Below are 11,910 nucleotides of genomic sequence, written 5' to 3' on the forward strand. Positions count from 1 at the left end.
AATTTTATACCTGAATCACACCTAGATTAAATTTTTCTGTAATTGGAGAATGGTTGGCTGCTTCTATTCCCATACTGATCCACTTTCTTGTATCAATTGGGTTGATGATAGCATCTGTCCAAAGTCTTGCTGCAGCATAAGTAGGTTGGGTCTGTTTGTTATAATCCTTCAGGATTTTATCCAGAATATCTTTTCTTTCTTCTTCCGAAATTTCTTTTCCCTGTTTTTTGAGTGCTGATTCCTGGATTTGTAAAAGAACATTCCCTGCCTGTGAACCACCCATTACTGCCAGTTCTGCCCATGGCCAGGCGACAATTAATCTAGGATCATAAGCTTTTCCGCACATTGCGTAATTTCCAGCACCATAAGAATTTCCTGTAATCACAGTGAATTTCGGAACTACCGAATTGGATACAGCATTGACCATTTTTGCACCGTCCTTGATGATGCCGCCGTGTTCGGATTTAGAACCAACCATAAAACCTGTAACGTCCTGAAGAAATACCAACGGTATTTTTCGTTGATTACAATTCGCAATAAAGCGGGTCGCCTTGTCAGCAGAGTCAGAGTAGATAACACCACCGAACTGCATCTCGCCTTTGCCGCTTTTCACGAGTTTTCTTTGATTAGCAACAATTCCTACACTCCAGCCATCGATTCTGGCTGTTGCACAAATAATGCTTTTCCCATAATCTGGTTTATATTCTTCGTATTCCGAATTATCTACAAGACATTTGATGATTTCAAAAGTATCATATTGCTCAGATCTCACGGCCGGCATAATTCCGAAAATATTTTCCGGATTTTCTTTTGGAGGAAAGCTTTCGGTTCTGTCAAAGCCAGCTTTTTCGAAATCTCCAATAGATTTCATTATATTTTTGATGCGATCCAAAGCATCCTTGTCATCCTTGGCTTTATAATCTGTAACACCAGAGATTTCACAATGTGTAGTTGCTCCGCCAAGTGTTTCGTTATCGATATTTTCTCCAATTGCCGCTTTTACAAGATAACTTCCTGCCAGAAAAATACTTCCTGTTTTATCCACAATCATTGCTTCATCACTCATAATCGGAAGATAAGCGCCACCGGCAACACAACTTCCCATAATGGCAGAAATCTGGATAATTCCTGCAGAACTCATTTTCGCATTATTTCTAAAAATTCTGCCAAACATCTCTTTATCAGGGAAAATCTCATCTTGCATTGGAAGATAGACACCTGCAGAATCAACAAGGTAGATAATTGGCAAACGGTTTTCCATAGCGATCTCCTGAGCTCTCAGATTTTTCTTGCCTGTGATCGGAAACCATGCTCCGGCTTTTACAGTAGCATCATTCGCAACAACTATACATTGTTTACCAGAGATATATCCGATTTTTACAACAACGCCGCCTGCTGGACAACCGCCTTCTTTATCGTACATTTCATAACCTGCGAATGCCCCGATTTCTATAGAGTCAGAATTCTTATCAAAAAGATACTCAACACGTTCTCTGGCAGTCATTTTTCCCTGATCGCGTTGTTTCTGAAGTGCTTTTTCACCGCCGCCTAATTTGATTTTTGCCAAAGCTGCTCTGATGTCAGAAAGTTTCAGTTTGTTGATATCTTCTCTTTTATTGAATTCTAAATCCATAAGGGTTTTCTTTGGGCCTAAAGATAAAATTTTTTGACATATACCAAAACGAAAGAGTTTATTAATTATACAATCGTATTGATGGGTACTAAAATTTAATATTCGTTTTGTAATATTTTTTGATTTTTGGCGTTTTATTGATTAAATGAGATAAATTTTTAGTTAGTTTATGTTTATTTTTAATAAGTTTTCTTATTAAAAGATCCGTATAAAATTTTATACGGATTTTTTCATGTATTGATTAGAAAATATGCTCTGTGAACCCATAAATTTATCTTAGTTTTGCAAATTAAATCAATATTTCCAATGAAGAATTCTTATTTGCTGCGGTTACATTTTATCGTTTTTTTATGGGGATTCACGGCTATTTTAGGAAAATTGATTTCGGCTGATGCACACATCCTTGTTTTTTACAGAATGTCATTTGCTGCGGTTTTCCTTTACTTATATCTTCGGATTGTAAAAAAGGAAAGCATCAAAGTGACAAAAGGCTTATTATTAAAATTGGTAGGGATCGGAAGCGTAATGGCTTTTCACTGGCTGTTCTTTTTCCAGTCTATCAAGGTTTCTAATGTGTCGATTGCTTTATCATGTTTATCATTATCAACGTTATTTGCTGCATTGATAGAACCTTTGATATTCAGAAGGAAACCGGATTGGGTGGAAATTGTTATCGGCGTTATTATTGTGATTTGTATTTCTATGATTTTCAATGCCGAGCTGAAATATAAAGAAGGCATATTTTATGGCATTCTTTGCGCACTTTTCGGGACGATCTTTTCTGTTTTCAATGGTAAAATTTTTGGTAAAACCAGTTCCGGGAATATTATTTTCTATGAGATTGCCGGCGGTTGGTTAATCATCAGTTTGTTTTTTATTTTCACAGGACAAATTTCTTCTGTCAGTGAAATAAGTTATACAGATATTGCGTTAATAACATTATTGGCTTCTGTTTTTACTGCTTATCCAATGTTTGAAAGTGTCAAGTTGATGAAGTTTATTTCACCTTTCACGTTGATTTTGACTGTAAATCTGGAGCCTGTTTATGGGATTATTCTGGCTTTTTTTATCTTTGGAGCATCAGAACATATGAGTCCTGTTTTTTATATTGCTTCCTTGGTGATGATTATAGCAATTGTTATCAACGGCATTATAAAATCAAGACGGAAAAAAGAAGATATAACTACAGAAACCAACCATCTGTAAACAGCTTTTGATGAAAAGAATTTTATTTTTTTTACTGATTGTTTTTTCGCAACTTGTTGATGCTCAAATCATCAGGAAATATTCTAATGAATTTTTGAATATTGGTGCCGGTGCCAGAGGTTTGGCAATGGGAGGAGCAGTTGTTTCTAACCAGGATGATGTTTATTCCCCTATGTGGAATCCGGCAGGATTGATGAAAATTGACCGCGACTGGCAGGCTGCGGCGATGCATGCAGAATATTTTGAATCCATTGCCAAATACGATTATATCGCCTATGCGAAGCCTTTGGATTACGGAAACGGCGTTTTCGCAATTTCATTAGTAAGATTAGGTGTTGATAATATTCTTAATACAACTCAATTGATAGATTCTGAGGGAAATATTGATTATGATAAAATCAGTTCGTTTTCAACATCAGATTACGCAGCATTATTTTCTTACGCCTTTCATCCCAACGGAAATCAAAAATTAGATGTTGGGGCAACAGCAAAAGTGGTTTACCGAAATGTTGGAAAATTTGCAAGTGGTTATGGTTTTGGATTTGATTTAGGAGCTATTTACCATACAGATACCGATTGGAACTATGGATTTATGCTAAGAGATGCTACAACAACGGTCAATTTTTGGACCATTAATCAGAAAGAATTATCGGCAGTTGTGAATGGGGAAGAATTTAACCCGGCGCCAACGGACAAAATGGAAATCACGATGCCAAAACTGAATCTTGGTGTCAGCAGAACTTATGAGTTTAATAGAGATTTAAAATTATTACCGGAAGCAGGTGTCAACATAGATTTTGCTAAAACGGCTGCACTTATTTCCACCGATTTTGCCAGTATCACCCCTTATTTGGGTGGAGAATTGATTTTCCAGGATATGATTTTTGTAAGATTGGGATTGAATCGTTTCCAATCAATTACTGATATAGAAGACCTTAAAAGAAAAGTTTCTTTCCAGCCTAGTGCAGGTATAGGAATCCGTTACAAAGGTTTGACGCTGGATTATGCTATTACCAATTCCGGAATTGGCGGTTCTAATTTTTATTCCAATTTCTTTTCTCTGAAATTGGATATGCATGGTTTTAGAAATTAGAAAAATTATTAAATTCGAATTATGAAAAAGATACTTGGCTTATTATCAGTTTTTTTACTTGTTGCGATCAATGCTCAGACTGTTGGTGATTATAAATATGTCATGATTCCATCTGAATTTGCAACACTGAAAGAAAATTACGGAATGGATACGATTTTGAGAAATTCTCTGAAATCCAAAAAATATATAGTGTTATCTGCTGAAAAAAGTAACTGGCCTAATGATGCATTGATTAATCCATGTAAAATTTTGAATGCTGATGTTCTTAATGAAAAAAGTTTATTGAGAAACAAGATTTCCTTACAATTCAAGGATTGTAATAACAAAATCATTTACTTCGAAAAATCCAGCAGCACAATCAAAGAATTCGAACCTGGTTTTCAAGATGCTATGAGACAGGCTGCTGCAAAAATTCCTGTTTCCAATCCTGCCAATACATCTGTTGGTACAGCTCCCGCAAATGAAACCATTGCAATGCAAACAAATAACTCTGCTGCTAACAGCAAAGCTCAGGATATTAAAAAATCTGCCCAAAAATATTCTAAAGGTAACCTGACATTACAAAAAATACAAATTGATGAGTCTCAGTTTATCTTGGTTGATGGGAATAGCAGTGTTCCTTTTGCGACTTTTAAAACCACCGCAAAAAATGATGTTTTTCGTGTTAAACTTGCGTCTGGCGAGTCTACTTTGGGCTATTATGAAAATGGAAATATCGTTATAGAAATCCCTTTAAATACTGGAGACTTTGTCAAAGAAGTTTTTATAGCAAACTAAACAAGCAGTATTTCAAATAAAAATAAAAAGCTCAGGTAATCTGAGCTTTCTTTTTCTGTAAATCCAGAATTATTTATTTGGTTGTGGAGTATATCGTAAATAAGGTTTTATGACCTTCACGCCTTTTGTAAACTTCTTTTCAGCATCTTCCTGGGAAACTGCCGGCGGTATAATCACATCCTCGCCGTCTTGCCAGTCAACAGGTGTTGCAACGCCATAACCGTCCACTAATTGTAAAGAATCCAAAACTCTAAGGATTTCAGTGAAATTTCTTCCCGTTGAAGCCGGGTAAGTAATAATTAATCTTACTTTTTTGTTGGGATCGATAATTAATAAAGATCTTACAGTTAAAGTAGCACTGGCGTTCGGATGGATGAAATCATATAATTCTGAAACTTTTTTGTCCTGATCGGCAATAATCGGGAATTCAACTTCTGTATTCTGAGTTTCATTAATATCAGAGATCCAACCTTTGTGATTGTCAAGTCCGTCAACACTCAATGCTAAAACTTTTGTATTTCTTTTGTCAAATTCGGGTTTTAATTGTGATGTTTTTCCCAGTTCGGTTGTACAAACCGGCGTGTAGTCTGCGGGATGAGAAAATAAGATTCCCCAGGAATCGCCAAGATATTCGTAAAAGTTAATTTTTCCAAGACTGCTTTCTGCGTCAAAATCCGGAGCTGTATCACCAAGTTTAATAGACATATTTTTTAAATTTTGTAATTAATGGAAAACAAATTTAGTAATAAAAGTTTAATTCATACTAATTTAGTATTATTTATTTTTAATTATAAAAAAAACCACAAAAACTGTGGTTTTTAATTTCTTTATAAGATTGGATTATAATGTTCCAACTTTGCTGTCATTAATATTATATTTTTTAATAACCTCTTCGTAAGTCATTTTATGAATATCTGTAGCGTTCGTATTTTTATTACCAAACACTGCTGGCACAAGTACAACTCTGAAAGTCTTATTGTTCAGATATAATGAAGCCTGTTGTGATAGATCAAATGTTGCTCTGGTATAAATTTTAAAATCATTCACTGTAAAATCAAAGTCATAGTAAACTTCTTCACCTACAGCAGGATTAAATTTTGCAGGAAGTGCTGTCCATACAGGATTTCCATTAGAAGTTGTGTCTGTTTGAAGATATATCAAAACAATATCTTGACTAAGCATCGGTCTTGTAAAAGATTGAAAATAATTCCAACCATCATTTTGGTTGTAGGTAAAGTTAACATTTTTGAGATCATACACGGCAGGATAATCAACATTGACTTGTACATCATCATTATCGTCCTTACAACTGAAAATAAAAACACTAGTAACTAGCAATAATAAAAGGGGCAAAAACTTTTTCATAGGTATAATATTTTACGTTAAATTTTAATTGCAAATTGCAGACCATAAAAATAGCTAATTTCCGTGGAATTAATATCTTTATGGAAACTTTCTAAAATTTAGATTTTCAAAATATGAAAAGGTTAAGTCTATTTATAATAACTTTTATTTCACAATTTTATTTCACTCAGTATCAGCCTAAAAATCTATCTTCTATAGATATTAAAAAAGCAAACAGTTGGGTTGATATAACTTATAACTCACTTTCTCAGGATGAAAAATTGGGACAGCTTTTTATCGTAGCGCTTTATACCAACAAAGGTGAAGATTTTATTAATCAGATCAGGAACATTGTTGTCAATGATAAAATCGGGGGATTGATTCTGATGCAGGATGACGCCGCAAGAGAAATTAATCTGGTTAATGAGTTTCAGTCCAAATCAAAAGTGCCGCTGATGATTGGGATGGATGCAGAATGGGGGTTATTCCAAAGAATTGCAAAAGCACACAAGTTTCCCTGGGCGATCACACTAGGAGCAATACAGGATAAAAATCTGATTTATGAGATGTCTGCTAAGATTGCCGAGGATTGTAAAAGAATGGGAATCAACTGGGATTTTGCACCGGTTGTGGATGTGAACACCAATCCGAATAATCCGATTATCGGAAACCGTAGTTTTGGTTCTGATGTCAATAATGTTGTGAATTCTGCTTTGGCTTATTCCGATGGATTACAGGATAACAGAATTTTGGCAGCGATTAAACATTTCCCTGGTCACGGGGATACAGCTACGGATTCACATTTGGATTTACCATTGATTCCACACGATATGAAAAGATTGGAAGAAGTAGAACTCGCGCCTTTCAAAGCATTGATGAATAAAGGCGTTGGCGGTGTCATGGTTGCTCATCTGTATGTTCCGACTTTGGAAAACGAAAAAGGCATTCCGGCTTCGGTTTCAAAAAAAATAATTACAGGGCTTCTAAAAGAAAAGCTTGGTTACAAAGGTTTGATTATAACGGATGCACTGAATATGGGAGCTGTTGCCAATAAATTCAAAGCTGGAGAATTAGATGCGTTAGCTTTCAAAGCAGGAAATGATATTATGTTATTTTCACAGGATGTTGCAACCGGAAAAAAACTAATCCAGCAAGCGATTGATAAAGGAGAAATTTTACAAACCAGAGTAGAAGAGAGTGTTAAGAAAATTCTTTTGACCAAATATTATCTTGGTTTGAACCAATACAACAGCATCAATCCTGAAAACGTTAACGAAGATTTGAATAATGCATCACATTCGGCTTTGGTTCAGAAAATGTATGCAAATGCTTTGACATTAATCAAAGATGATAAAAAGTTATTGCCATTGGATTGTAAAGAAACTTATTATTACGTTCCGTTAGAAGAAGCGCCCTATGACACTTTCCTGAATCAAATCAATACAGGAACAACTGTAATTCTTAAAAAAGCTAATGAAATCAATACAATCCCTGCTAACTCAAAAGTGATTGTTGGTTTTCATAAAGATAATTCTACGGCTTACAAACCTTACAAAATTTCGGACACAAGCAAGAAGATTTTAGTGGATTTGAGCAAAAATCAGAATGTGATTCTGGATGTTTTCGGGAGTCCTTATGCTTTGAAAGATGTTGATATTTCTAAAGTTTCTACGGTTTTGGTTTCTTATGAAAACAATGACGATTCTATGAAAGCAACAGCCAGTGGAATTTTAGGACAAACAAAAATATCGGGAAGACTTCCGGTTTTGGTGAACGACAATTTGAAATTCGGAATGGGAATGGATGTCGAGGCTAAAATTCAAAATCAAACTGATAGAAAAAATAGTTCAGAAACTAAAAATTCTAAGATTGTAATGGAGTAAATTTATAACCACAAAAACTTAAGAATTTTCGTCTCGCAGATTTATAAGATATAACAGATTTTTATTTTAAATCTGCTGATTAGTGAAATCGGTGAGAATTTTAAAAATAAATTTTCACATTTTGTGTAAAACAATAAGAAAGTAAAATGAAAATAGGAATACTTTGCTATCCCACTTACGGCGGAAGCGGAATTGTGGCAACAGAATTAGGAATGTCTTTGGCCGACAAAGGTTATGAAGTTCATTTCATAAGTTCGGCATTGCCGGCACGTTTGGATGTTACGAATCCGAATATTTTTTTCCATAAAGTCAACGTTCAGACTTATCCGTTGTTTCAATATCAGCCTTATGATATCGCTTTGTCATCGATGATTTATCGCGTTGTGAATCTTTACAAATTGGATATTTTGCACGCCCATTATGCGATTCCTTATGCTTATGCGGCTTTTACAGCTAAGCAAATGTTAAAGGCTGAACACAAAGATGTGCCTTTGGTAACAACGCTTCACGGAACGGATATTACTTTGGTTGGTCAACATCCGAGTTATAAACACGCCGTGGAATTTTCTATCAACCAGAGTGATACGATAACTTCTGTTTCCGAAAGTCTGAAGAAAGACACATTACAGTTTTTCAATATTCAGAAAGAAATCCAGGTGATTACCAATTTTATTGATAATTCTGTTTTTGACGAAGATTGCAAAACTTGTCAAAGGGAGCAGTTTGCAAGTGATGATGAGAAGATTCTGATTCACGTTTCCAACCTTCGTCCGGTTAAAAGAATTCAGGATGTTCTGGAGATTTTCAAGAATGTCAACAAGAAAATAAAATCCAAACTGATAATCATTGGCGAAGGTCCGGATATGGAGAAGATTTCGGAGTTTATGGAAAACAATCCGGACTTGATTGGTAAAATCAAATTGCTGGGGAAAGTCAATGATTTGTATAGAATCCTTCAGTTGTCTGATGTTTTCCTTTTACCATCTGAGCAGGAGAGTTTTGGTTTGGCAGCTTTGGAAGCAATGGCTGCTAGAACACCAGTTATTAGTAGTAATGCAGGCGGAATTCCGGAAGTTAATATGCAAGGGGAAACAGGGTTTTTGGCCGAGATTGGAAATGTAGAAGCAATGAGTAATTATACAATCAAACTTTTGAGTAATGATGACCTTCTGGCGGAAATGAAGAATAATGCCAAGGCTCAGGCAATAAAATTTGATTTGAAAAATATTCTTCCGATTTACATTGATATGTACGAAACGACCATCGCTAAATTTGAAGAAGCGAAGTATAAAGAAGTTTGATAAAAATCTAAATTAAGAAAAAAGTCTTTCGACTCCGTTCAGTGTGACAATTATGGATATTACAATTGTCACAGTGAGCGGAATCGAAGTGTTTTAGGGAAATATTATAATGTATAATTATTTGAGGACTAATGTTTTGTTAAAAATTATTTTATAAATTAGAGAAAAATATTTCTGATAATTTATTGAATCATCAAAAGCACAACATTATGAGTATCAAAAAACACTTTCTTACAATCTTCTTTTTGTTAATTGGCTTCTTAGTTTATTCCCAAACTGATACCATTACAATGACCGACGGCAGCGAGCTCCGCGGAAAAGTCGTTAAGTATAATCCGAATGACATTACGTTTATTCATCAGAACGAGACTTTGGAATACACGCTCAACAAAAAAGACATTTCCAAAATCACATTTTCTTCCGGCCGCATAGAGTACCTTAATGCGACTGCTACTACGCCGAACACTTCACAGTCCATAGATTACAAGAACAAAGTAGCGATCTTGCCTTTCAGCTATGTAAGAGACCAGGAAAAAAGCAATGAGACAATGACCAAAAAAATCCAGCAGGAAACTTATACAATTTTCAATTCCAAAAAACAGAATCTTAAGTTCCAGGATCCTACGGAAACCAACGCGCTATTGTACAAAGCCGGAATCAATGAAAGTAATATGCAAGGCTTCACCATGGGCGAAATTGCCCACATCCTGAATGTAGAATATGTCATCAGCGGATTGGTTTCCATAGAAAAGACGAATACATATACCTCCAATTACGACAGCTCCAATACAGATGTTTCGCAGAAGAACAATGGTGCAAAGGTTAATTCCACGGGCTCGTCCTCTTCAACAACGTATCAGAATTACAATACCAGCATCACGATGAACATCTTTTCCGTTAATGGCGATAACCTTTTCACTCAAAACCATAATTCATTTTGGCCTTATGAGAATGCTTACAAAGCCACTTTAGAATATCTGGCGAAAAGAACACCGCTTTATAAAAGATAGTCTGAAATTATTGTATAAATTTTCGAATCTACATTTAAAATATTTCTGTAACTTAAAACCCTTTTAAAGTTTCAAACTTTGAAAGGGTTTTTTGCTTGAAAATTTTTATATAAAACGTCCACACAAATGAATGAAGAAATATTACAATACATCTGGAATTACAAAAAATTCCTGAACTTCGATTTTATCTCTACTGACGGGCGAATTATTGAAATCCCGGAGTTCGGAGAATGGAATAAGAATTCTGGTCCGGATTTTCTCTTTGCCAAAATTAAAATTGACAACATTATTTTTGCAGGAAATATCGAGATTCACACCAAAGCGTCCGATTGGTTTTTTCACAATCATTCCGGAAATCCTGAGTTTGAAAACCTTATTCTTCATGTGGTTTATATCAACGATTGTGATATCCCGGAATTAGAACGGCAGAATATTCCGACTTTGGAACTCAAAAATTATATTGATGAGAAGCTGATTCAGACCCATCAAAATCTAAAAGCAGAACACGCCTTTATTGCTTGCGAAGAATTATTTGATGAGAATAAAATCCCTTTGTTTTTTGAAGAAACGGTTTTGCTTAAGAAATTAGAAGCCAAATCCCAAATCTTCGAGGAATCACTACACAAAAATCATAACAATTATGAAGCTGTTTTATTCCAAAATCTGCTTTACACTTTTGGATTAAAAGTGAATGCCGAAATTTTTCTTCAAATAGCGGAAAGTCTTGATTTTGCAGTTGTCCAGAAAATCAAGCAAAATGATATACATCTGGAAGCTCTGTTTTTTGGAATCTGCGGTTTTTTGGAGGTTCCGAAAGATGAAATTATGCAAATCTGGAAACGGGAATTTGATTTTTTGAATTTGAAATTTAATTTGCCGGATGTCCGGATTTATCCCAAATTTTCCAAACTTCGTCCACCGAATTTCCCAACCATAAGATTATCCCAAATAGCCAATCTTTATCATTCTCAACCTAATCTTTTTTCAAAGTTGATTGAAGCAAAAACGATTGATGATTTGTACAGTCTGCTTAATAATGTCAAAGCTTCCGGGTATTGGGACAATCGGTTCAATTTCGGAAAGATTTCGACGGTAGAAAATAAAAAATATCTTAGTGAAGATTTCATTGATTTGATAATCATTAATACAATTCTGCCTTTGAAATATTTCTATCATAAAAATCACAATCCGGAAATAGTCGATGATATTTTTGATTTCTATAAGCAGATGAAATCTGAAAAAAATTCGATTATTGCTGAATGGAAAGTATTAGGAATGAAATTCGAAAATGCCTTACAGACCCAGGCCTTTCTTTATCAGTACAAAATATTTTGCAGTCAGAAAAAATGCTTAAATTGCAGTATTGGTTTTCAATTGCTGAAAACGGATGCTTAAAATTCGATTTAAAAGAAATGAAAGAGCCTAGAGTTGTTAACGGTTTACGACATAAGATGGAAAGGGAGTGGTTTGGTGTTTTGACGAGATACGGAACCAAACTCGGTATTCCTGTTTCCAAATTACGGGTTTTCTTTATATATTCTACTTTTGCAACAGCAGGGATTTTCTTTTTGTTTTATCTTGGCCTGGCTTTTATGCTTTGGGTAAAGGATTGTATCATTACCAAAAGGCCGAGTGTTTTTGATTTGTAAGTTATTCCAAATGA

Annotated in this window: 11 protein-coding genes; 8 read left to right on the forward strand and 3 right to left on the reverse strand. The window is 34.9% G+C overall.

Annotated features, from left to right (window positions below; all coding sequences use genetic code 11):
- Window positions 1-4: 4 nt before the first annotated feature.
- Complete coding sequence (locus AC5P2S_RS02790; RefSeq protein WP_494556139.1) at window positions 5-1,633, reverse strand: acyl-CoA carboxylase subunit beta; 1,629 nt, start codon at window positions 1,631-1,633, stop codon at window positions 5-7.
- A gap of 306 nt (window positions 1,634-1,939) precedes the next feature.
- Here AC5P2S_RS02790 and AC5P2S_RS02795 point away from each other — a divergent pair, with 306 nt between their 5' ends.
- From AC5P2S_RS02795 to AC5P2S_RS02805, 3 genes are read left to right on the forward strand one after another with little or no spacing between them, the layout of a single operon-like run.
- Window positions 1,940-2,839 (forward strand): DMT family transporter, encoded by a 900-nt coding sequence (locus tag AC5P2S_RS02795; RefSeq protein WP_494556140.1) that lies wholly within the window; start codon window positions 1,940-1,942, stop codon window positions 2,837-2,839.
- 10 nt (window positions 2,840-2,849) lie between these two features.
- Window positions 2,850-3,932: a putative type IX sorting system protein PorV2 gene (locus AC5P2S_RS02800; protein ID WP_494556141.1), complete on the forward strand. Its 1,083-nt coding sequence runs from the start codon at window positions 2,850-2,852 to the stop codon at window positions 3,930-3,932.
- A gap of 21 nt (window positions 3,933-3,953) precedes the next feature.
- Complete coding sequence (locus AC5P2S_RS02805; RefSeq protein WP_494556142.1) at window positions 3,954-4,709, forward strand: hypothetical protein; 756 nt, start codon at window positions 3,954-3,956, stop codon at window positions 4,707-4,709.
- Between the two features lie 69 nt (window positions 4,710-4,778).
- Here the strand turns inward: AC5P2S_RS02805 and AC5P2S_RS02810 are convergent, their stop codons facing one another.
- Complete coding sequence (locus AC5P2S_RS02810; RefSeq protein WP_494556143.1) at window positions 4,779-5,414, reverse strand: peroxiredoxin; 636 nt, start codon at window positions 5,412-5,414, stop codon at window positions 4,779-4,781.
- Window positions 5,415-5,549: 135 nt separating this feature from the next.
- Window positions 5,550-6,074, reverse strand: coding sequence for a hypothetical protein (locus AC5P2S_RS02815; RefSeq protein ID WP_494556144.1), 525 nt, complete (start codon window positions 6,072-6,074; stop codon window positions 5,550-5,552).
- A 113-nt stretch (window positions 6,075-6,187) separates the two neighbouring features.
- Between AC5P2S_RS02815 and AC5P2S_RS02820 the strand changes: the two genes are divergently transcribed.
- From AC5P2S_RS02820 to AC5P2S_RS02840, 5 genes are all read left to right on the forward strand, one after another.
- Entirely contained in the window at window positions 6,188-7,936 is a 1,749-nt protein-coding gene (locus AC5P2S_RS02820) for a glycoside hydrolase family 3 protein (protein WP_494556145.1), read from the forward strand.
- 146 nt (window positions 7,937-8,082) lie between these two features.
- On the forward strand, window positions 8,083-9,237 hold the full coding sequence (gene bshA / locus AC5P2S_RS02825; protein ID WP_494556146.1) for an N-acetyl-alpha-D-glucosaminyl L-malate synthase BshA: 1,155 nt from the start codon (window positions 8,083-8,085) through the stop codon (window positions 9,235-9,237).
- Between the two features lie 209 nt (window positions 9,238-9,446).
- Entirely contained in the window at window positions 9,447-10,247 is an 801-nt protein-coding gene (locus tag AC5P2S_RS02830; protein ID WP_494556147.1) for a hypothetical protein, read from the forward strand.
- 126 nt (window positions 10,248-10,373) lie between these two features.
- Window positions 10,374-11,642, forward strand: a complete 1,269-nt coding sequence (locus AC5P2S_RS02835) for a DUF2851 family protein (RefSeq protein WP_494556148.1) — start codon at window positions 10,374-10,376, stop codon at window positions 11,640-11,642.
- A gap of 17 nt (window positions 11,643-11,659) precedes the next feature.
- The gene (locus AC5P2S_RS02840) at window positions 11,660-11,896 is read left to right on the forward strand and encodes a PspC family transcriptional regulator (protein WP_283416261.1); all 237 of its coding nucleotides are present in this window, start codon (window positions 11,660-11,662) and stop codon (window positions 11,894-11,896) included.
- The last annotated feature ends 14 nt before the right edge of the window (window positions 11,897-11,910 follow it).

Source organism: Epilithonimonas sp. 33E (assembly GCF_059372615.1).